The organism is Micromonospora okii (assembly GCF_020884795.1).
Classification (GTDB): Bacteria; Actinomycetota; Actinomycetes; order Mycobacteriales; family Micromonosporaceae; genus Micromonospora; species Micromonospora okii.
On sequence record NZ_BBZF01000012.1, the window covers coordinates 336,447 to 357,235 of the forward strand.

The 20,789-nt window shown below is 74.7% G+C and carries 22 protein-coding genes; 11 read left to right on the plus strand and 11 right to left on the minus strand.

From position 1 onward, the window contains the following. Window positions 1-136 precede the first annotated feature (136 nt). On the plus strand, window positions 137-628 hold the full coding sequence (locus tag LPU43_RS00935; RefSeq protein ID WP_229397842.1) for a hypothetical protein: 492 nt from the start codon (window positions 137-139) through the stop codon (window positions 626-628). Window positions 629-676: 48 nt separating this feature from the next. On the opposite strand, the gene LPU43_RS00940 is transcribed toward LPU43_RS00935, so the two are convergent. Then, complete coding sequence (locus LPU43_RS00940; RefSeq protein ID WP_229397844.1) at window positions 677-2,086, minus strand: acyl-CoA synthetase; 1,410 nt, start codon at window positions 2,084-2,086, stop codon at window positions 677-679. Window positions 2,087-2,321: 235 nt separating this feature from the next. Between LPU43_RS00940 and LPU43_RS00945 the strand changes: the two genes are divergently transcribed. The 5 genes from LPU43_RS00945 to LPU43_RS00965 all read left to right on the plus strand — a co-directional run bounded on the left by LPU43_RS00945 (window position 2,322) and on the right by LPU43_RS00965 (window position 5,896). Then, the gene (locus tag LPU43_RS00945) at window positions 2,322-3,047 is read left to right on the plus strand and encodes an HAD-IA family hydrolase (protein ID WP_229397846.1); all 726 of its coding nucleotides are present in this window, start codon (window positions 2,322-2,324) and stop codon (window positions 3,045-3,047) included. Window positions 3,048-3,218: 171 nt separating this feature from the next. Then, window positions 3,219-4,160: an ABC transporter ATP-binding protein gene (locus LPU43_RS00950; RefSeq protein WP_229397848.1), complete on the plus strand. Its 942-nt coding sequence runs from the start codon at window positions 3,219-3,221 to the stop codon at window positions 4,158-4,160. Beyond that, window positions 4,157-4,894 (plus strand): ABC transporter permease, encoded by a 738-nt coding sequence (locus LPU43_RS00955; protein ID WP_229397850.1) that lies wholly within the window; start codon window positions 4,157-4,159, stop codon window positions 4,892-4,894. The genes LPU43_RS00950 and LPU43_RS00955 overlap by 4 nt, the downstream gene beginning before the upstream one ends. 289 nt (window positions 4,895-5,183) lie before the next feature. Next, window positions 5,184-5,495, plus strand: coding sequence for a DUF5988 family protein (locus tag LPU43_RS00960; protein ID WP_229397852.1), 312 nt, complete (start codon window positions 5,184-5,186; stop codon window positions 5,493-5,495). 17 nt (window positions 5,496-5,512) lie between these two features. After that, a complete protein-coding gene (locus LPU43_RS00965) occupies window positions 5,513-5,896 on the plus strand; it encodes a VOC family protein (protein ID WP_229397854.1) in 384 nt (127 codons plus the stop codon). A gap of 7 nt (window positions 5,897-5,903) precedes the next feature. On the opposite strand, the gene recD2 is transcribed toward LPU43_RS00965, so the two are convergent. Beyond that, the gene (gene recD2 / locus LPU43_RS00970; protein ID WP_229397856.1) at window positions 5,904-8,168 is read right to left on the minus strand and encodes an SF1B family DNA helicase RecD2; all 2,265 of its coding nucleotides are present in this window, start codon (window positions 8,166-8,168) and stop codon (window positions 5,904-5,906) included. A gap of 91 nt (window positions 8,169-8,259) precedes the next feature. Between recD2 and LPU43_RS00975 the strand changes: the two genes are divergently transcribed. Next, a complete protein-coding gene (locus tag LPU43_RS00975) occupies window positions 8,260-8,769 on the plus strand; it encodes a mycothiol transferase (protein WP_229397858.1) in 510 nt (169 codons plus the stop codon). 28 nt (window positions 8,770-8,797) lie between these two features. On the opposite strand, the gene LPU43_RS00980 is transcribed toward LPU43_RS00975, so the two are convergent. After that, window positions 8,798-9,847, minus strand: a complete 1,050-nt coding sequence (locus tag LPU43_RS00980) for an NAD(P)-dependent alcohol dehydrogenase (RefSeq protein WP_229397860.1) — start codon at window positions 9,845-9,847, stop codon at window positions 8,798-8,800. Window positions 9,848-9,968: 121 nt separating this feature from the next. Here LPU43_RS00980 and LPU43_RS00985 point away from each other — a divergent pair, with 121 nt between their 5' ends. Both LPU43_RS00985 and LPU43_RS00990 read left to right on the plus strand, forming a co-directional pair. Further along, window positions 9,969-10,871: a DUF72 domain-containing protein gene (locus LPU43_RS00985; RefSeq protein ID WP_229397862.1), complete on the plus strand. Its 903-nt coding sequence runs from the start codon at window positions 9,969-9,971 to the stop codon at window positions 10,869-10,871. A 68-nt stretch (window positions 10,872-10,939) separates the two neighbouring features. Beyond that, window positions 10,940-11,134: a GTPase activator gene (locus tag LPU43_RS00990; RefSeq protein WP_229397864.1), complete on the plus strand. Its 195-nt coding sequence runs from the start codon at window positions 10,940-10,942 to the stop codon at window positions 11,132-11,134. A gap of 9 nt (window positions 11,135-11,143) precedes the next feature. Here the strand turns inward: LPU43_RS00990 and LPU43_RS28505 are convergent, their stop codons facing one another. From LPU43_RS28505 to LPU43_RS01020, 7 genes are all read right to left on the minus strand, one after another. Continuing rightward, window positions 11,144-11,275, minus strand: a complete 132-nt coding sequence (locus LPU43_RS28505; protein ID WP_255684253.1) for a hypothetical protein — start codon at window positions 11,273-11,275, stop codon at window positions 11,144-11,146. Between the two features lie 59 nt (window positions 11,276-11,334). Further along, window positions 11,335-11,505: a hypothetical protein gene (locus LPU43_RS00995; protein ID WP_229397866.1), complete on the minus strand. Its 171-nt coding sequence runs from the start codon at window positions 11,503-11,505 to the stop codon at window positions 11,335-11,337. Window positions 11,506-11,556: 51 nt separating this feature from the next. Continuing rightward, window positions 11,557-11,952, minus strand: a complete 396-nt coding sequence (locus LPU43_RS01000) for a hypothetical protein (RefSeq protein ID WP_229397869.1) — start codon at window positions 11,950-11,952, stop codon at window positions 11,557-11,559. Window positions 11,953-12,079: 127 nt separating this feature from the next. After that, the gene (locus tag LPU43_RS01005) at window positions 12,080-12,709 is read right to left on the minus strand and encodes a hypothetical protein (RefSeq protein WP_229397871.1); all 630 of its coding nucleotides are present in this window, start codon (window positions 12,707-12,709) and stop codon (window positions 12,080-12,082) included. 87 nt (window positions 12,710-12,796) lie between these two features. Beyond that, a complete protein-coding gene (locus tag LPU43_RS01010; RefSeq protein ID WP_229398584.1) occupies window positions 12,797-13,660 on the minus strand; it encodes an alpha/beta hydrolase family protein in 864 nt (287 codons plus the stop codon). A 61-nt stretch (window positions 13,661-13,721) separates the two neighbouring features. Then, window positions 13,722-14,936, minus strand: coding sequence for a glycosyltransferase (locus LPU43_RS01015; RefSeq protein ID WP_229397873.1), 1,215 nt, complete (start codon window positions 14,934-14,936; stop codon window positions 13,722-13,724). Between the two features lie 245 nt (window positions 14,937-15,181). Continuing rightward, a complete protein-coding gene (locus tag LPU43_RS01020) occupies window positions 15,182-16,405 on the minus strand; it encodes a globin domain-containing protein (RefSeq protein ID WP_229397876.1) in 1,224 nt (407 codons plus the stop codon). Between the two features lie 176 nt (window positions 16,406-16,581). On the opposite strand from LPU43_RS01020, the gene LPU43_RS01025 reads away from it, so the two are divergent. After that, window positions 16,582-17,016, plus strand: a complete 435-nt coding sequence (locus LPU43_RS01025) for an RrF2 family transcriptional regulator (protein WP_229397878.1) — start codon at window positions 16,582-16,584, stop codon at window positions 17,014-17,016. Between the two features lie 46 nt (window positions 17,017-17,062). Here LPU43_RS01025 and LPU43_RS01030 read toward each other — a convergent pair whose 3' ends face one another. Further along, window positions 17,063-18,334 (minus strand): SGNH/GDSL hydrolase family protein, encoded by a 1,272-nt coding sequence (locus LPU43_RS01030; RefSeq protein WP_229397879.1) that lies wholly within the window; start codon window positions 18,332-18,334, stop codon window positions 17,063-17,065. Window positions 18,335-18,651: 317 nt separating this feature from the next. On the opposite strand from LPU43_RS01030, the gene LPU43_RS01035 reads away from it, so the two are divergent. Continuing rightward, a complete protein-coding gene (locus LPU43_RS01035; RefSeq protein ID WP_229397881.1) occupies window positions 18,652-20,751 on the plus strand; it encodes a DNA gyrase/topoisomerase IV subunit B in 2,100 nt (699 codons plus the stop codon). The last annotated feature ends 38 nt before the right edge of the window (window positions 20,752-20,789 follow it).

Consider the following 20,789-nt stretch of genomic DNA (forward strand, 5'->3'; position numbering starts at 1 on the left):
CTGCACCCGACGCACGTTGACTGTCCACACCACCGCTTGTCGGACGCGGGAGCCTCGCTCGATCAGGAGATCGGCTCCGAGGGGATGTTCCCACCTCTTGGAAGAATCGACTTGATGATGCCTCTACACTCGACTGATGGCATCTCGTGCGCCCAGGAAACGCCGGGGCTGGGTGGCTTTAGCCAACCTCATGGTGGCCCTGTGGTCGACGGGCCTCGCATTCGCCACCTGGCTACTCCCGCAGTCCAGGAATTCAACACCAGGCGATGGGTTTGAGAGCTGGTTTTACCAGCAGCGGCACGTTTGGCTGTACCTTACCTTCGCCCTCATCCCCTGGGTTGCCTATCTGATTTACTCCGCCACCTCGCGAGCCGGTCCGCTTCTGTTGTGGATAACTACTGCGGGGGTCGGGTACCTGGTCTTCTTCTGGGATCTGCTTGATGTCACGAGTCGCTGGGGATATGCCGGCGTAACCTTCCTTGTGTTTAACATATTTCTCTCGGCATCGGCGCAGCGCGAGGACGCCCGGATAGAGGAGGCAAGAGAAAGAAAACGGGCCGCAAAAAAGAGAAAGAGAAAGCGGAGAGGTCGAGAGAGCGAGCCGACGGATCGGCCCACTGCGAGTTGAGGTCTCGCACACGAACAGGCCCAGCGACATTGGCACCCCTGGCCACCCTCAGTCGGCGGCCAGCCGTGTCTTCTGCACCTTGCCGAGGGCGTTGCGGGGCAGTGCGTCGACCAGCCGCACCTCGCGGGGCCGCTTGTGCGCCGACAGGTGCCGGGCCACGAAGTCGATCAGCTCCGCCCCGTCCACCCCGTCGCCCACCACGTACGCGGTGACCTGCTGGCCGAGGTCCGGGTGCGGGGTGCCGACCACGGCGGCCTCCCGTACGCCCGGATGGGCCAGCAGGGCGTCCTCCACCTCGCCCGCGCCGATCCGGTACCCGCCGCTCTTGATCAGGTCGGTGGCGGCCCGGCCCACGATCCGGTGCCACCCGTCCGGGGCGATCGTGGCCACGTCCCCGGTGCGGAACCAGCCGTCCGGGGTGCGGGTCGCCGCGTCGGCGTCCGGCCGGCCCAGGTACCCGTCGAAGAGGGTCGGGCCGGCGACCTGGAGCTCGCCCATCGCGGCCCCGTCGGCCGGCAGCGGCCCGCCGTGCTCGTCGGCCAGCCGGGTCCGCACCCCGGGCAGCGGCACCCCGACCGTCCCCGGCCGGCGCGGCCCGTCGGCCCGCGCGCTCACCGTGATCAGGGTCTCGGTCATCCCGTACCGCTCCACGACCTCGTGGCCGGTCAGCGCGGCGAGGTCGGTGAAGACCGCCGCCGGCAGGGCGGCGCTGCCCGACACGAGCAGCCGCGCCGGGCGCAGCGCCCGGGCCGAGTCCGGGTCGGCGGCGATCCGCGACCACACCGTGGGCACGCCGAAGTAGACCGACCCGCCCGCGGCGGCGTACCGCTCGGGGCGCGGCCGGCCCACGTGGTGCAGCCGGCTGCCGAGGCGCAGCGGCCCGAGGACCCCCAGCACCAGGCCGTGCACGTGGAACAGGGGCAGCCCGTGCACCAGCAGGTCCTCCGGCGTCCAGGCCCACGCCTCGGCGAGCCCGTCGAGGCAGGCCGCGACAGCCCGGCGGGGGATCACCGCGCCCTTCGGGGCACCCGTCGTGCCGCTGGTGTAGAGGATCAGCGCGGTGGCGGCCGGGTCCGGTTCGGGATGGACCGTGTCCGAGCGTCGGGTCAGGTCCACCGGGACCACGGCCCGGCCCGCGCCGTCGGCGGGGCGGTCCCCGCCCGCCGGGACGAGTAGCGCCGCCGCGCCCGAGTCGCGCAGGATGTGGTCGCGCTCCATCGGCCCGGCGTCCGGCGGCACCGGCACGACCGCCGCGCCGGCCAGCAGCGCCCCGACCACGCCGACCACCGTCTCCAGGGTGGGGGTCGCCGTCACGGCCACCCGGTCGACGCCGCGCAGCTCGTCGGCCACGGCCGAGGCGAGCCGGCGCAGCTCCACCCAGGACACCGCCCGGTCGTCGACCCGGATCGCGTCCGGGCGGTCGTCGGCGGACTCGGACAGCCAGCGCAGCAGCGGCATGGTGGGCGACCTCTCCAGTGGCGCGGACCCGGGCCGGTGCCGGCGACGCGCCCCCGGGCCACGCCGGCCCGCCCCGGGGCCGCCGGTAGGGTTCGCGTGGGCGCCCGCGCGGGGCGTCGTCGCCGGGGACCGGCACGAGGTCCCGGACGACCCGACCGTAGTCGGGGTGCCCCCGGCCCGGCCACCCCTACGGTCCGCGCCGGCCGTCTCACGCAGCGCGGGGGAGGTGACGCCGGTGGTCACGGCGGCGACGCGGGGCACGCCCGGCCCGGTCCGGGCGGTCGTCCTCGACCTCGACGGCGTGCTGGTGGACAGCCTGGCCGTGGCCCGGGAGGCGTTCGCCCTCGCGTACGCCGAGGTGGTCGGCGACGGCGTCGCGCCGGTCGACGAGTACTGCCGCCACCCCGGCCGGTACCTGCCCGACGTGCTGCGGCTGATGGGCCTGCCCGCGTCGATGGCCGGCCCCTTCGTCCGGGAGAGCAACCGGTTGGCGCACCGGGTCACGCCGGTGGACGGGGCCGTGGACGTGCTCGCCGCGCTGCGCCGCCGGGGGGTCGGGCTGGCCGTGGCGACCGGTCGCAGCGGCGTGCGGGCCCGCGACGTGCTGCGCCGGCTGGACATGCTGCGCCTGGTCGACCACGTCGTCGGCTCCGACGAGGTGGCCCGGCCCAAGCCCGCCCCGGACATCGTGCGGCGGGCGCTGGAGCTGCTCGGCGTCGCGCCCGCCGCCGCGCTGATGCTCGGCGACGCGCCCAGCGACCTGGCCAGCGCCCGCGCGGCCGGGGTCGTCGCCGTGGCGGCGCTCTGGGGCGAGACCGACCCGCCGACCCTGCTCGCCGCCGGACCGGACGCGGCTCTGACCGCGATCGGGGAGCTGCTGCCGCTCTGCGCGGCCCCCTGCCGCGCCGGCACGGATCGTGACCGGCCGGCACCCCTGCCGGGCGGCCCCGCGCGCGATTGACACCCCGACTCGACGTCGAGTGAGTTGATTCACGTCTCGGTTGGCCGGATGATGTTCCGGCGTCGATCGCCCGCGCGCGGTCGACTCTGGACGCTTCAGCACGACGACCCCGCGATTCCCCCGAGGGCACGCCCTCCGGACGGCAATCCGCACTGACGGAGGACGACGCCCATGCCGGTCATCGAAGTCGAGCACCTGCACAAGCGTTACGGCGACAAGATCGCCGTCGACGACGTCTCCTTCACCGTGGAGCAGGGCGAGATCTTCGGCGTGCTCGGCCCCAACGGGGCGGGCAAGACCACCACCGTGGAGTGCGTGCAGGGGCTGCGCCGCGCCGACGGCGGGACCGTGCGGGTGCTCGGCCTCGACCCGATCCGCGACCGCGCCGAGGTGCGGCAGCGCGTCGGCGCCCAGCTCCAGGAGAGCCAGCTCCCCGACAAGCTGCGGGTCCGCGAGGCGCTGGACCTGTACCGGTCCTTCTACCGCCAGCGGGCCGACATCGACGAGCTGCTGGCCGATCTCGGCCTGACCGACCAGCGCAACACCGCCTTCCACAAGCTCTCCGGCGGGCAGAAGCAGCGCCTCTCGGTGGCCCTGGCGCTGGTCGGCCGCCCGGAGATCGCGATCCTCGACGAGCTGACCACCGGCCTGGACCCGCAGGGTCGGCGCGACACCTGGGACCTGGTCGAGCGGATTCGCGACCGGGGGGTGACGGTCCTGCTGGTCACCCACTTCATGGAGGAGGCCGAGCGGCTCTGCGACCGGCTGGCCATCATCGACACCGGCCGGGTGGTCGCCATCGACACCCCCAGCGGCCTGCTCAGCCGGGTCGGCACGGAGCACCGGGTGCACTTCCGCGCGCTCGACGCGGTGGACGACGCCCTGCTCGCCGCGCTGCCCGGCGTGACCGGGGTGCGCCGCACCGGCGACGAGATCACGGTCACCGGCCCCGAGGAGGTCCTCCAGACGCTGCTCGCGACGCTGGCCGAGCAGAAGGTCCGGTACGCCGGGCTGCGGGTCGAGCAGCCCACCCTCGACGACGCCTTCGTCTCGCTGACCGGCCGCGCCGCCCGGACCACCACTTCGCCGTCGACCGACGAGAGGCCCTCGTGAACGCCCTGTCCAAGCTCATCGCCGTCGAGGCGAAGCTGTTCCTGCGCGAGCCGGTGTCGCTGTTCTTCGTCTTCGCCCTGCCGCTGGGCCTGATGCTGGTCTTCGGGCTGCCGCAGCGGGGCGCGACCGAGGGGGGCGCCGGTCAGCACGCCGAGCTGACCTTCCTGCCGTCCCTCGCGCTGGCCCTCACCATCGGCATGCTCGCGCTGTTCACCCTGCCGATGGTGCTGGGCATCTACCGGGAGCGGCGGGTGCTGCGCCGGCTCGCCACCACCCCGGTCAACCCGGGCCTGCTGCTGGTGGCGCAGGTCGTGGTCAACCTCGCCATGGGTGTGGCCGGCGCGGTGGTCACCGCGATCGGCGTGCGGTTCCTGCTGGAGCAGCCGGCCCCGGCCAACGTGCCCGCGTTCGTGCTGGCGTTCCTGCTCGGGGTGGCCTGCCTGTTCGCCATCGGCCTGCTCATCGCGGCGCTCGCGCCGTCGGCCCGGGCGGCCCAGTCCATCGGGCCGGCGCTGTTCTTCCCACTGCTCTTCCTCGCCGGCGCGTGGCTGCCCCGCGACCAGATGCCGGCCTGGCTGGCCCGCATCGCGGACTACTCCCCGCTCGGCGCCACGGTGGACACCATCGCCGCCGCCTGGGCGGGCGACACCCCGGCGTGGCCGCAGTTGCTCGCCCTGGCGGTGACCGCGGTCCTCGGCAGTGTGCTCGCCACCCGCTTCTTCCGCTGGGAGTGAAAGGAAGGGCACCTTCCTGACGCCTCCGGTAGAGAAGGGGCACCCTCTCACGCGCCCGCCGCCTCCGCGGCGGGCGCGAGTGCGTGCGGGCACGACCTCGCCTGCCCCGGCCCGCTAGGGGTCGGTAAGGGTGTCCCGCCGACTGTGACCTGGATTACGTTCGTAGCGGGACGGAGGTGGTCACCTCCCCGGCCGGGAGGCCGGTGCGAGTGCCACCCCGCCCGTGATCCCCCGCGCGTCCGGCGACTGGCGCGCGCGAGGCGGAGCGACGAGCGACGGAGGTCGTGCGATGACAGTTTCCGATCCCGCCCCGACCGCCCGGACGGCGGCTCCCGCCGCCGTCGGCGACGACCGGATCGCCCGGTCCGCGCAGGCCAGGACGATCAGCGCCGAGGCCGCCGGCATCATCGACGTGGTGCTGGAGGGCGGGCCGACGAACCTCCCGGCCGAGCTGCGCAGCCACCGGGTCTCCCCGGTCGAGCACAAGATCAAGGTATGCCACCACGGCGGCTACGAGCACTTCGAGCGCGACGCCCACGGGCTCGCCGGCGACGCGCCCGTGGTCTTCCGCTGGACCGGCCGTACCAGGATCGCCGAGTAGCGGAAGGCGGCGTCACGATGGGCGCACAGGACCCCCGGCCCGGTCAGCACCTCACGGTCGGCGACACGGCCGAGGCCATCGCCTTCTACACCGACGTCTTCGCGGCCGTACCGCTTGCGCGCGAGTGCCTGCTCGACGGGCGGGTGCTGCGCGCCGAGCTGGCCGTCGCCGGGCACCACCTGACGGTCAGCGAGTGGCACGAGGCGCCCCCGCCGGCGGCGACGCTGCCCGACCCGGCGGCGCTGGCCGTCGTACCGGCCGACCCGCACCTGCTGCTCCAGCGGGCGCTGGCCGCGGGTGCCGTGCTGGAACCGGCCGCCGGCGACCCGCCGCGCGTGGTGTTCCGCGACCCGGCCGGGCAGCGGTGGGAGGTCGTAGGCGCGCCGGCCACCGCACAGTAAGCGCCGCTCAGGGGCGGTCGGCGCGGAGCCGGTGGGTCAGGGCCGTGTGCCGGCGGCCGGTCCCGGCGGTGCGCACCGCGATGGCCAGCGCCTTGCGCGAACCGGCCAGCACGACCAGCTTCCGCGCCCGGGTGACGGCGGTGTAGAGCAGGTTGCGCTGCAGCATCGTGTACGCGCCCATGGTCACCGGCACCACCACCGCCGGGTACTCGCTGCCCTGCGACCGGTGCACCGTGATCGCGTACGCGTGCTGCAACTCGTCCAGCTCGTGGAACTCGTAGCCGACGTCCTCGTCCTCGTCCGTGCGCACGGTCAGGGTCTGCTCGTCGGGGTCCAGGGCGGTGACCACGCCGACCGTCCCGTTGAACACCCCGGCGGCGCCCTTGTCGTAGTTGTTGCGGACCTGGATCACCTTGTCGCCGACGCGGAACACCCGCCCGCCGTGCCGCCGCTCCGGCGCGCCCTCGCGGTGCGGGGCGATGGCCTGCTGCAACAGGTTGTTCAGGTTCGCGGCGCCGGCCGGGCCGCGCAGCATCGGGGTGAGCACCTGCACGTCGCGCGGGCGCAGCCCGAACCGGCGCGGGATGCGCCGGGCCACGATGTCGACCACCTGCTCGGCGGTGACCTCGGGGTCGTCGCTGGGGAACAGGAAGAAGTCGGGGTGCTCCCCGAAGGCCGGGGCCTGCCCGGCGTTGATCCGGTGCGCGTTGACCACCACGCCCGACTCCTGCGCCTGCCGGAAGATCCGGGTCAGTCGGACCCGGGGCACGGACTCGGCGGCCAGCACGTCGCGCAGCACCTCCCCGGCGCCGACCGAGGGGAGCTGGTCGACGTCGCCGACCAGCAGCAGGTGTGCCCCCGGCGGTACGGCCTTGACCAGCTTGTTGGCCAGGATCAGGTCGAGCATCGACGCCTCGTCGACCACCATCAGGTCGGCGTCGACCGGGTTGTCCCGGTCGAAGGTCGGGTCCCCGCCGGGGCGGAGCTGGAGCAGCCGGTGCACGGTGGTGGCCGGGTGACCGGTCAGCTCGGTGAGCCGCTTCGCCGCCCGGCCCGTCGGCGCGGCCAGCACGATCTTCGCCTTCTTCGCGGCGGCCAGCTCGATGACCGACCGGACGGTGAACGACTTCCCGCAGCCCGGGCCGCCGGTCAGCACGGCCACCCTGGAGGTGAGCGCGAGCCGTACCGCCTGCTCCTGCTCCGGGGCCAGCTCCGCGCCCGTGCGGGCCCGCAGCCACGCCAGCGCGCGGGCCCAGTCCACGCCGGCGAAGGCCGGCATCCGGTCCACCGGGTCGCGCAGCAGCCGCACCAGGCTCGCGGCGAGGGACGACTCGGCCCGGTGGAACGGCACCAGGTACACCGCCGGGATGGTCCCGCCCTCGCTGCTCGGGTTCGGCACCGCCTCGCCGACCACGCCGTCCTCCGTCGCCACGAGGTCGGCCAGGGCGGCGGCGACCAGCTCTGCGGGGACGTCCAGGATCGCCGCCGCGTCCGCGACCAGGTTCGGCTCCGGCAGGTAGCAGTGGCCGCCGTCGGCGGCCTCCGAGAGGGTGTACCGGATGCCGGCGCGCACCCGCTGCGGGCTGTCGTGCGGGATGCCGACGGCCTTGGCGATCCCGTCGGCCGTGCGGAACCCGATGCCCCACACGTCGGCCGCGAGCCGGTACGGGTCGTCGCGCACCACCGCGATCGAGTCGTCGCCGTACTGCTTGAAGATGCGCACGGCGTGCGAGGTGGAGACGCCGACGCCCTGGAGGAAGACCATCACCTCCTTGATGGCCTTCTGCTCCTGCCACGCCGCGCCGATGGCGGCGGTCCGCTTCTTCCCGAGACCGTGCACCTCGACCAGCCGGCCGGGCTCCTCCTCGATGATCCGCAGGGTGTCCACCCCGAAGGCGGCGACGATCCGGGCCGCCATCTTCGGGCCGATCCCCTTGATCAGCCCCGACCCGAGGTAGCGTTCGATGCCCTGGACGGTGGCCGGCAGCACGGTGGTGCAGCCGTGCACCTCGAACTGCCGCCCGTACCTCGGGTGGGAGCCCCACCGGCCGACCAGCCGCAGCCGCTCCCCGGGCTGCGCGCCGGGCAGGGTGCCGACCACGGTGAGCAGGTCGTCGCCGGAGCGGTCGGTGGCGACCCGGGCGATGGTGTAGCCGGTCTCCTCGTTGACGTACGTGACGCGCTCCAGCACCGCCTCGAGCACGGCGCCGCGCGGGGAAGCGCCGGCCTCGGCCGGTGCGGCGGCGGCCGGCGCGGTCGGGTTCGCGGGCATCGTGACGATGATGGCAGAGCCGGGGCGCGGAGGTTTGCCGGGCCGGTCCTGCGGTACTGCGCGGGGGTGGAGCCGATGCCGAGGAGGACCCGTGGACGTGAGTGACGTGCTGACCGAGACCTACGGCCGGCTGCCCGGCCTCGTCCGCGCCGCCGTGGAAGGGCTGTCGCCGGAGGAACTGCGCCGCGCGCCGGCGCCCGGCGCGAACCCGGTCGGCTGGCTGGTGTGGCACCTGACCCGGGTCCAGGACGACCACGTCGCCGACGTGCTCGGCGCGGAGCAGCTCTGGGTCACCGGCGACTGGGCGGGCCGGTTCGGGCTGCCCGCCGACCCGGACGACACCGGCTACGGGCACACCCCGGAGCAGGTGGCCGCCGTCCGGCCGGAGAGCGACCGGGCGCTGCTCGACTACTTCGACGCGGTGGCGGAGCGGACCCGGGGCTTCCTGGCAGGGCTGCGGCCGGCGGACCTGGACCGGGTGGTCGACGAGGCGTGGGACCCGCCGGTGACCCTCGGCGTCCGGCTGGTCAGCGTCGCCGAGGACGACCTCCAGCACGCCGGCCAGGCCGCCTACGTCCGGGGCCTGCTCGCCGCCGGCTGAGCGGCCGGTGCCCCCGGGCCGGGCCGCCTCACGGCACGACGACCGCGCGGCCCTCCAGCGACCCCTCCCGCATCATCCGGTACGCGGTGACCGCCTCGTCCAGGCCGAACTGCGTGATCTTCGGCTCGATGAGGCCCCGGGCGCCCAGGTCGAGCACCTCGACCAGCTCCGGCCGGCTGCCCCAGTACGTGCTCTGGATGCTCGCCTCGTACGGCACGGAGAAGAAGCTGAACGCCAGGGTGCCGCCGCCGATGCCCACGACGGTGAGGTCCCCGACGGTGCGGGCGGCGGCCGCGCCGAGCGTCATCGTGGGGTCGACGCCGACGAAGTCGAGCACCACGTCCGCGCCCCGCCCGCCCGGGGTGGCCCGCCGGATCTCCTCGGCGGTGCCCGGCCCGGACAGCAGCGTCAGGTCCGCGCCGTACCCCTCGGCGAGCCGCAGCGCGTCCTCCCGGGTGTCCACGGCGATCACCCGGGCCGCCGTGGTGGCCTTGAGGATCTGCACGCCGACGTGCCCGAGCCCACCGACGCCGATCACCACGGCGGTGCTGCCCGGTGGCAGCTTGTGCCAGGACCGGCGGATCGCGTGGTACGGGGTGAGCCCGGCGTCGGTCAGCGGGGCGGCCCGCAGCGGGTCCAGCCCCTCGGGCAGCGGCAGGACGTGCCGGGCGTCGGGCACCAGCTCGTACTCGGCCATGCCGCCGTCGAGGCCGAGGCCGCCGCCCCCGCCGGGCACGGGCGCCCCGGCGGGGTTCTCGCAGTACGGGTCGACTCCCACCCGGCAGCGGTCGCAGGTGCCGCAGCCCCAGGGGCCGTAGATTGCCACCGGCTGGCCGACCTCCAGACCGGTCACCCCGGGGCCGAGGGCGTGCACCCAGCCGGCGTTCTCGTGGCCGAGGGTGAACGGCGGGTTCCAGGGCACCGAACCGGTGTCGAAGTCGTGCATGAGGTGCAGGTCGGAGTGACAGGCGCCGGCCGCGCCGATGCGCACCACCACCTGCCCGGGGCCGGGCGTGGGCTCGTCCACCTCGACCAGCTCGGGCTCCGACTTCCAGCTCGGCAGCCGCAACGCGCGCATGTGCGCCTCCTGTCCCGTTCGGTTCCGCTTCCCGGTGGCCTCCCCGTTCCACGCCCGGACAAACGGCGGCCCGCCGCCGCTCCGGTTGCCGATCCGGCGGGGGAGAGGTCCACTGATCCACATGGGTGAGATCAAAGTGGGCACGTCGTCGTGGGCCGACCAGATGCTGCTCCGCTCCGGCTGGTACCCGCGCTCGGCCAACACCCCCGCCCGTCGGCTCGGCTTCTACGCCGAGCGGTTCGGACTGGTCGAGGTGGACACCTCGTACTACGCGATCCCGACGCCGGAGACCACCGCCGGCTGGGTGGCCGCCACCCCGCCCGGCTTCACCTTCGACGTCAAGGCGTTCAGCCTCTTCACCGGCCACCCCACCCCGGTCGCGACGCTGCCCCGGGACCTGCGCCCGGCGGGCGGCCCGTCCCGGGTGCGGTGGCGGGACCTGCCCGCCGGGGCGTACGACGAGCTGTGGGTCCGGTTCCGGGCGGCGCTGGAGCCGATCGCCGCGGCCGACCGGCTCGGCGCGGTGCTGTTGCAGTTCCCGCCGTGGCTGGCCCGCAGCGCCGCCGCCGAGCGGCGCATCCTCGCCACGGCCGAGCGGCTGCGGCCGTGGCGGGTGAGCGTGGAGCTGCGGCACAGCTCGTGGTTCACCGACGACGCCGTCCTGCGCACGCTGGACCTGCTGCGCGAGCACGACCTCTCCTTCGTCTGCGTGGACATGCCGCAGGGGTTCGTCTCGTCGGTGCCGCCGATCCTGGTCGCCACCGCCGACCCCGCCGTGATCCGCTTCCACGGCCACAGCGCCGCCTGGGAGAGCGGCGACAAGCAGGACAGGTTCCGGTACGCGTACGGCGAGGACGAGCTGCGCCGCTGGTCGGAGCTGCTGCGGGAGCTGGCCGACGCGAGCGCCGGGCTGCACGTGCTGTTCAACAACTGCTGCGACGGCCAGGCCCAGCGCGACGCGGCCCGGCTGGCCGAGATCCTGGCCGACGTGGGTGTGCCGGTCGACACCGGCGCCCGTTCCTGATCATCGGGCGGGTTTCCCGCCGGTCCGCCCGGGTACCGCCGCAGGCAGGACCGAGGAGGGGGAGTGCCATGACCGAGCAGCAGCACGACCGGCGCGGCGACGAGGCGACCGGGGTGCCGGAGGACCCGGCGACCCTGCGGACCCGGCAGGCGCAGGAGGCGCACGGCGGCAGCATGGCCCCGGGGCTGGTGGACGAGACCGGCCGGCCGGTCGCCGAGCCGCCGCCGACCGCCGCCGGGGCCGAGGACGGCACCCGCTCCTGACCACGGGCGTCAGCCCACCTCGACGACGACGCCGCTGACCGGCCGGGTCGGCATCCGGTGCAGCGGGATCGTCAGGTCCTGCTCGGGCACCCGGTACTCCAGGCGGGCCAGCCGCACGGCCAGCTCGCGCAGCAGCGCCACGGTGATCGTCTCCCCGGGGCAGCGGTGCCCGGTGCGGGGATCGCCGCCGCCCTGTGGGATCAGGTCGAACTCGCCGAGCTCCCGGCCGACGAAGCGGTCCGGGTCGAAGCGGTACGACGGGTGGCGAGCACGTCGCCGCCGCTGCGGCGCAGCCGGTTGGGCAGCCAGCCGTACCCCTGGACGGCGAGCGGCAGGGTGTTGTCGAGGTGGAGATCACGATGAGCGGCCATCCACCCCTCGTGCCCCGGCCGTGACCGGCCAAAACGCGGCGTGAGCCACGGTCAGCCCCGGCGGTGGGCCCCCTCCGGGCGCATGCCGGTCGCCTCCTCGACGGCGTTGTCCGGCAGGTCGCCGCCGGCGGTGTCGTCGGGGAAGGTGCGCCGGGCCGGCGCCGGGTCCGGCGGCGCGCCCGGGCCGGCCTCGGTCGCGCGGGTCTCCTCGATCGTGCCGAAGCCGTGCCGCCCGGCCGGGGGCGTGGGCGCGGCGGGCTCGCCGGCCCGCCGGTCGCCGAGGCTCCCACCCGGTACGGCGGTCTCCTCGCTGCCCTCGTCCATCGGGGAGTCCTCCCCGGCGCCCCAGGGCGGGCCGGCGTCGAAGCCGCCGGTGCTGCCCCACGGGCCGGCGGACTCCGGCCCGCGCGCGTCCCCGCCGGTCGTCGATGGGTCCCTGCTCGTCATGGCCACCTCGCTGGTCGGTGTGCGGTCCGGGCGCTGATTGCCCGCTCGCGCCCCGCTCATGCCCCGCCGGCCCGGCGACACCGCTCGCGCCCCGCCGGTCCCGACAGGGCGCGAGCGGCGTCGCCGGTCAGCAGTGGGACCGGCCCCTGTGGTGCTTCGCCGAGCCCATCGCCCCCATCTTGCCGAGCATCGCCGGTGAGCCGGCCAGCCCACCGAAGCGGCCCAGCATCCCCCGGAACACCTGGCCGGGCTTCTGCTGCTCGCCCATGTAGGCGGTGACCACCACCAGCGCGCCGGTGAACGCCGGCACGGCCCACTGGAGCATCTTCAGCTTCCGCTGGCAGGCGGCCACGTGGGCCGGTGTCTCTCCGCTCGGTTCGGTCGTCCCCTCCACCGGGGGGCCGCCCGCCTTCTCCAGCTTCATGCCGAGCAGCCGGCTGTAGCCGGTGACCGCCAACGCGGCGACCGTGAGGGCCGTCTTGACGGTGCTCGCCCGGCCCACCCCGGCCTGGGCGAACACCCGCGGGCTCTCGGTCACCAGCTCGCCGACGGAGCCGACCAGGTGCGCGCCGATCGCCGCCGCGTTGACCGGGGTCCAGCGGGCCCAGCCCGCCGAGGCCACCGGGAGTCGTTGGGTCGAGTCGCTGATCTGTGCCGCCGCGCCGTTGACGCCGAGCGCTCCCATGAGGGAGCCGCCGAACCAGGCCGCGAGACCCAGGTCGTGCAGCGAGCGCAGTGCGGTGTGCCGTTCGGACATCTGCTCCCCTTCCGCCGTACGGGCGCTGCGGCATACCCACCGATCGGGGGAGTACGCGCCGACGTGCCCGGTAACCGGAGCGGCGGATCAGGGGCGGCCGGGCAGACCGGCGGCGAACGCGGCCACCCAGGCGACGACCGGCGCGCTGGCGCGTACCCAGGTGAAGTGGTCGAGCGGGGCGCCGGCCTGCGCGGCCGTGAGGCGCTCGCGCACGACGGCGGCCGTGGTCAGCTTGCCGCAGAGCAGGTCGACGGTCGGGTGCGGGGTGTACCGGTCGTCGTCCACGCTCACCCCGAGGACCGGCAGCTCCAGCGTGCGCAGCGCCGCCTCGACGTCGACCCCGTCGAGGGCGGGGTAGCGGCCGGTGCGGGCGGTGTGCGCCCAGTCGCGGATCACGCCGCGCGCCTGGCGGCCGCCGAACCCCCACCCGGGCCAGACGCCGAGCAGCCGGGCGGTCGCGGCGATCCCCTGCGTGTACGGCAGCACGCCGTACCCGCGCGCGCCGGTGAAGCTGCGCCAGTGCGGGATGCCCGACGCGACCAGGGCCACCCCGTCGACGGCGTCCGTGCCGTGCAGGGCCAGGTGCGCCAGCGCGACCTGGCCGCCGAGGGAGTGCCCGAGCAGGATCGTGGGCTGGCCGTCCAGCCGGGGCTTCAGCGCCGCCAGCACCGCGCCCACGTCGCCGGCCAGCTCCGCGTAGCCGTAGCGGTCGGCGCGGCTCGGGGCGGGGGTGCTCGCGCCGGTGCCCCGCAGGTCGGCGACGATCACGCCGAGCCCGGCGGCCCGCAGCGCCGCCGCGAACGGCCGGTAGTAGCGCGCCCGGACCCCCATCGCCGGCCAGATCACCACCACCGGCGCGCCGGGCGTCCCGTCCGGCTCCGGGTACACCTGCACCCCGAGCCGGGCGCCGTCGACGTCGACGAACTCCTGCGTGTACTCCCCGGCCGCGATCACCGGCCCACCCTACGGCCGCTAGCTACCGGTGAGTAGCAAGGGGGTGGGTGCGGCCGACTCAGGCCACGGCCGGTGCGGGCCGCGCCACGGTGCTCAGCGTCTCGTACACCGCGCCGAGCTGCTCCGCGCAGCGCTTCCACGAGTACCGGCTGCGGATGCGGTCCAGCGCCGCCGTGGCGTAGGTGAACCGGCGGACGTTGTCGGCCAGCAACCGCCGGATCGCCATGCCCAGCGCCCGGGGGTCGCGCGGCGGCACCAGGTCGCCGGTGAGGCCGTCGACGACCGTGTCGGCGATGCCGCCGACGTTCGTGCCGATCACCGGCACCCCGCAGGCCATGCCCTCCAGCGCGGTGAGGCCGAACGGTTCGTACCAGGGCGCGGTGACCACCACGTCGGCCGAGCGGTACCAGGAGGCCAGCTCCTCGCGGGGCAGCCCGCCGAGCAGCTTGACCCGGTCCGCCACGCCGCAGGACTCGGCCAGCGCCGTCAGGCGGCGGGCGAAGCCGTCGGCCGGCAACATCTCGGCCGGCGGACCGCCGACCACCACGCACTCGGCGTCCGGCACCGCTGGCAGGGCCCGGACCACCTCCTGGAAGCCCTTGCGCTCCACCATCCGCCCCACGGTGACGATGCGGGACCGGCCCGGGTGGCGCGGCGCGGCCGGACCGTCCGGGCGGAAGATCCGCTCGTCGACCCCGGACGGGACCAGCACCATCCGGGAGCGGGGCACCCCGAGGCGGACCAGCTCGCCGACCTCCTCCTGGCACTGCGCCACCACCCGGTCGACGGCCCGGCCCAGCGCCCGTTCGTAGCCGACCCGGCCTGGTGGGCTGGTGTCCCGGGCCCCCTGGTGCCGCCGCCGCACCGTGCCGAGCCCGTGGTACGTCAGCGCCACCGGCACCCCGGCGCGCCGCCCGGCGTGCACGGTGGCCAGCCCGCTGGTCCAGAAGTGGGCGTGCGCCACGTCGGGCAGCCAGGCGCCGTCGCGCCACTGGCCGGCGAGCCACCGCCCGAACTCGCCCATGTGCGGCAGCAGCTCGTCCCTGGGCACCCGCCGGGCCGGGCCCGCCGGCACGTGCAGCACCCGGTAGCCGCCGGCGGCGGGCACCACGTCGGGCAGGGCGGGGGAGTCGCGGCGGGTGTAGACGCGCACGTCGTGACCCTCGCCGACGAGCGCCGCCGCCAGCTCCGCCACGTGCGTGCCCTGCTCGCCGACGTCCCCGCCCCCGACGGCGAGCGGGCTGGCGTGCTCCGAGACCACCGCGATGCGCATGTTTCCTCCTCCGTCAGCCGGTTCCCCGTTGCCGGGAACCGGCTGTGGCCGACGCGTTCCCCCTTGAGCCCCGCGTCCGGGCCCCGCCGGGGCGGCGATCCGAGGACGCGCGTGGCAGAGTCCCTACCCTCGCCCTCGCCGCCTAACCGGCCGGGTGGTCGACTTCTCCCGGATCACGTCGGGTCGCGGGTCGGCCGCGCCTCGCTTTGGGGTCGGCCGCGCCTCGCTTTCGGGCCGGTAGCGCGTCAGCCCGCGTCGCGCAGCATCCCCGGGCCGAAGACCTCGTAGGCGATCCGCTCGCTCGGGACGCCCCGGCGCAGCAGTCCGCTGCGGACCTGGTTCATGAACGGCAGCGGGCCGCAGAGGTGGACGTGGGTGTCGGCGGCCAGGGGGATCAGCTCCGGGTCGACGCGCCCCGGGCTGACCCGCACGGGCAGCTCGGTCAGGGGACCGTCGGCGCCCTCGGGGTCCTCGTACCACAGGGCGGTCCGCAGGTTGGGCAGGGCGTGGTGCAGCCGGGGCAGTTCGTCGCGCAGGGCGTGCGCGGCGCCGTCCCGGTCGGCGTGCACCAGCGTCACCGCTCGCTGCGGCGCGGTGGCCGCCAGGTGCTCCAGCGCGGACATCGCCGGGGTGAGCCCGATGCCGGCGCTGACCAGCACCAGCGGCCCGTCCCCGGCCACCGCGCTGACCTCACCGAACGGCGGGCTCAGCCGCAGCGTGTCGCCGACGGCGACGTGGTCGTGCAGGAAGGTGGAGACCATGCCGTCGGGCGCGCCCGCGACGCCGCGCACCCGCTTGACGGTGATCCGCCACTGCGCTGCCCCGGGGCGGCCGGAGAGGCTGTACTGCCGGATCTGCTGGCCCCGGTCGCCGTCGAGGTCCACGGCGACGGAGACGTACTGGCCGGGGACGAAGCCGGGCACCGGGCCGCCGTCGACGGGCGTCAGGCCGAAGGAGACGACGTCCGCGGTCTCCCGGACCCGCTCGGCCACCCGCCAGCTTCGCCAGATCGGCTCCCCCTCGGCCACCCCGGCGCCCTGGTAGAGCCGGGCCTCCCGGGCCACCAGCTCGCAGGCCAGCAGCCAGTACGTCTCGTCCCAGGCCGCGACGACCTCCGGGGTGACGGCCTCGCCGAGCACCTCGCCGACGGCGGCGAGCAGGTGCCGCCCCACGATCATGTACTGCGCCGGGGTGATGCCGAGCGAGGCGTGCTTGTGCGCGATCCGGTCCAGGACCGGCCCCCACGGCACGTGGCCGGCGTCGATCAGGTGCTCGGCGTACGCGACGACGGCCGCGGCCAGCGCGGCCTGTTGCGCCCCGGTGGCCTGGTTGCCCCGGTTGAACAGGTTCAGCAGTTCCGGGTGGGCGGCGAACATCCGCTGGTAGAACCGGCTCGTGATGGCCGCGCCGTTCGCCTGCACCGCGGGCAGGGTCGCCCGCACCACTGCTGCCGATGATTCCGTGAGCACGCTTCCTCCTGCGGGTTGGGCCGGCCTCCTCCGCCGGACTTCCGACGCGCTCAATAAACAGGATTCCTGGATTCCTCTTTAAGGGTCGAAAGTCCCGGGTCGAGGGTCGTCCGGATCACAGCGGCGCCGCGCCCCGGCCCGTGCCGCCGGGACGGCCCGGTGGCTAGGGTCGACGCGTGAAGCTCAACCGGGCCACGGACATGGCGCTGCGCATCGCCATGCTGGCCGCCGCCGAGCCGGCGCGCACCACGGTGGACGAGCTCGCCGAGCGGCTCGCGCTGCCCCGCAGCCACGTCGCCAAGGTGGTGCAGCGGTTGCAGCGCCTCGGGGTGCTGGTGACCATCCGGGGGCGCGCGGGCGGGGTGGCCATCGCCGAGGCGGCCGGCGACCTCACCGTGGGCGCCGTCGTCCGCGCCTTCGAGGGCGACGACGAGGTGGTCTCCTGCGAGCAACCGGCCTGCCCGCTGGCGGCGGACTGCCGGCTGCGGACGCAGTTGCGCCGCGCCCAGGCCGCGTTCCTCGCCGTGCTCGACGAGACGCGGCTCGGCGACCTGATCGACGGCCCGACGGGCCCGCTGCTGCTCGCCCTCGGCCCCCGGCCCACCCTGTAAGGAAGGGCCCCTTATTAACAAGGGGCCCTTCCTTACGCTGGAGCGGTCAGCTCACCGTGATCGTCCCGTCGCCGGAGCGGACGCAGCTCACCGCGCGGGCCGTCGCGGCGGCGGCCCCGGCCAGGCAGCGGCCCAGCACCCGGTGCCCCGCCGCGTTCGGGTGCCACGACTCCTGGCAGGTCTGGAAGTACGACACGCAGGTGTTCGCGATCCGCTGGATGTCGATCTTGTCCTTGCCGGAGAGGCTGGTGACGAACGTGCCGCTCGGGCCGTCCTGGAGCCGGATCGGCGTGGCCAGCACCCCGGCCGGGCTGCTCGACTGCTCGCAGAGCCGCGCGCCGTCGAAGGCCCGCTGCACGTTCAGGTAGACCAGGTCGGTCGCCGGGAACTCGCCGGCCAGCGTGGCGCGCACCGAGCCGACCAGGGTGCCCAGCCCCGTGGAGAAGCGGTGCCCCGGCAGCAGGCTCGCCCGGTGGATCGGGCAGCCGGCCGCGTACCGCTCGGCGCCCAGGTCGCGGAACTTGTCCCGGTCGTCGGCGCGGCCGTCCTCCTCCCAGAAGTTCGCGGCGAGGTCGAACGGCAGCGGGTTGGTGTAGTCCTGGAGCACGACCCGGTGCCGGCCGTCGGCGTCGATCTCGGCGAGGGTGGTGAGGATCTGCCGTACGGCCGCCGTGGTCTCGGCCGTCGCGGCGCCGAGCTGCGCGGCGCTGGCCAGGTCGGCGTCGGTGCACGGCTCCTGCGGCACCGGCCCGCCGAGGTACGCCCAGAACTCCCACCAGCCGGTCCACGCGTCGGCGATGAACCGGTTGGCGCACTTCTCCGCCACGTTGCCGAAGGTGAACGAGCTGTTGTTCGAGCCGATGCCGACCAGCACCAGGTCGATGTCGTGGGTGCGGCCGACCGCCCGGAGCTGGTCGAGCTGGGAGGCCACGGAGCGGCCCTTGGCGCGGGCGGCCGAGGCGTTGGCGATGTCGTGCGGCTGGCCGCCGGAGCAGGCCAGGTTGAACCGGGCCTGGACCCCCGGCAGGTCGGCCTGGAACAGCGAGGCGTTGGGGGAGCGGTGGCAGAAGTACGCGTTGCTGTTCGCCGCGTTCCAGCCCGGGAAGCCCTGGCTGACGCCGTTGACGTCGACGACCGACGAGTACGCCCCCGCCCCCTCGCCGCTGATGAAGCTGTCTCCCAGGGCCACGGCAGCGGTGGGCAGGGCGGCCACCCCCGGGGCGGCCGACGTCGGGGCGGCCGGCGCGACGGCGGTCGACAGCGCCGCCGCCGCGACGGTCAGCGCCGCCGCGAGCGCGGTGCGACGGAACAGGGACATCCACGTCCTCCATCCATACATGGAAAACCTTCTCCGAGACGGGGATCACACCACGCGCGTGCGACGGTCGTCAACGTCCCATCACCGTCGGTGACGGGCCCGGGGTCGGCCCGTCCGCCGGCGGGCGAGAGGGCCCGGGACGAGCGGGAGGCCCGCCGGGATGAATCGCGGGCCCGGACGCGTTGACGACCTGTGTCCGCACCCCGCCGGCCCCCTGCCCGGCCCCGCCGGGCGGCCCGCCCCGCGCGGGGCGTCGACGTCCTGTCCCACCTCCCGGTTAGGCTCCCTCCGGCGCGCCGCGCGAGGTGATCGAGCCGGTGAGCGGCACCACCACCGCCGAGACCTGGGAGTACGACCAGTTGACCGCACAGCCTGAGACGCTCTACGGGGCCGACGACCTGACACACCTGGAGGGCCTGGACGCCGTCCGCAAGCGCCCCGGCATGTACATCGGGTCCACCGACAGCCGTGGCGTGGGTCACCTCGTCAACGAGATCCTCGACAACTCCACCGACGAGGGTGTCGCCGGTCACGCCACCGAGGTCACGGTGGTCCTGCACGCCGACGGCTCCGTGCAGGTCGACGACGACGGCCGGGGCATCCCCACCGACGTGCACGCCAAGAGCGGCATCTCCGGCGTCGAGCTGGTGCTGACCCGGCTGCACGCCGGCGGCAAGTTCGGCGGCTCCGGCTACAAGACCTCCGGCGGCCTGCACGGCGTCGGCGCCTCCGCCGTGAACGCCCTCTCCCGCCGCTTCGACGTCACCGTCCGGCGGGCCGGCAAGATCCACGCGATGTCGTTCCGGCACGGCGTGCCCGGCGTCTTCGACGGCCCCGGCCCCGACGCCCCCTTCACCGCCGGCCCCGGGCTCCAGGTGGTCGGCGCGATGAAGCGCGGCCAGCGCACCGGCACCTCGATCCGCTACTGGCACGACCCCCGATACTTCGAGACCGGCGCGGTGCTGGACGCGGAGGCCGTCCGGCTCAAGCTGCGCAACACCGCGTTCCTCGTCCCCGGCGTCACGTACCTGCTGCGCGACCACACCGGCGAGGAGCCCGTCGAGGAGACCTTCCACTTCCCCAACGGCCTCACCGACATGGTCGACTTCCTCGCCCCGGCGGGCGACCGGCCGGTCTCCGGCACGCTGCTGGTCACCGGCGAGGGCACGTACCGGGAGAACGCCGCCGACGCCAACGGCGTCATGCAGTCCAACGTGCAGCGGCGCGCCGAGGTCGAGATCGCCTTCCGCTGGGGCACCGGGTACGACCGCACCGTCGAGTGCTTCACCAACACCATCCGCAACGCCCACGGCGGCACCCACCGCAAGGGCTTCGAGCGGGCCCTGGCCCGCACCCTCGCCGACGCGGCCCGCAACGCCCGGGGCCTGCTCAAGGCCAAGGAGGACGCGCCCACCCTGGACGACGTCCTGGAGGGCATGACGGCCGTGGTGCACGTGCGCATCCCCGAGCCGCAGTTCACCTCGCAGACCAAGGACGAGCTCTCCACCGCCGGCATCACGAAGGTGCTCCAGGGGCTGGTCGAGGCGCACGTCAAGGCGTGGCTGGAGGACCGCCGCACCAAGGCCGAGGCCCGCACGGTGCTTCAGAAGATCGTCGACGCCGCCCGGGTCCGGCTGACCCAGAAGCAGCAGAAGGACGCCGCCCGCCGCAAGACGGCCCTGGAGGGCGCGTCGATGCCGGCCAAGCTGGTCGACTGCCGCTCCGCGGGCATCGACAGAAGTGAACTGTTCATCGTGGAGGGGGACAGCGCGCTCGGAACGGGGCGACTTGCCCGTTCTGCCGAATATCAGGCGCTTCTTCCGATTCGCGGCAAGATCCTGAACGTCCAGAAGGCCAACCTCCAACAGGTGCTGGACAACGCCGAGTGCGCCGCGATCGTCCAGGTGCTCGGCGCCGGCTCCGGCCGCACCTTCGACCTCTCCGCGTTGCGGTACGGCCGGGTGCTGATCATGGCCGACGCTGACGTGGACGGCGCGCACATCCGCACGCTGCTGATCACGCTCTTCGCCCGGTACATGCGCCCGTTGATCGAGGCCGGCCGGCTCTACGCCGCGATGCCGCCCCTGCACAAGATCACCACCAGGGGGCGCAACCCGCGGACCGTCTACACCTACACCCAGGCCGAGATGGAGGCCACGGTCCGCAAGCTGGAGAAGGCCGGCAAGCAGATCGTCACCCCGATCCCCCGGTTCAAGGGCCTCGGCGAGATGGACGCCGACGAGCTGTGGGAGACGACGATGAACCCGGCCACCCGTGCCGTCCGCCGGATCACCCTCGACGACGTCGACGCCGCCGAGCGGATCCTGGAGCTGCTGATGGGGGAGAAGGTCGAGCCGCGCCGCAACTGGCTGATCGACTCCGCCGACCGGGTCGACCGCGAGGCGATCGACGCATGAGGCCCGCCGGCCGCCCCCAGATCACCGCCCGCCCGGAA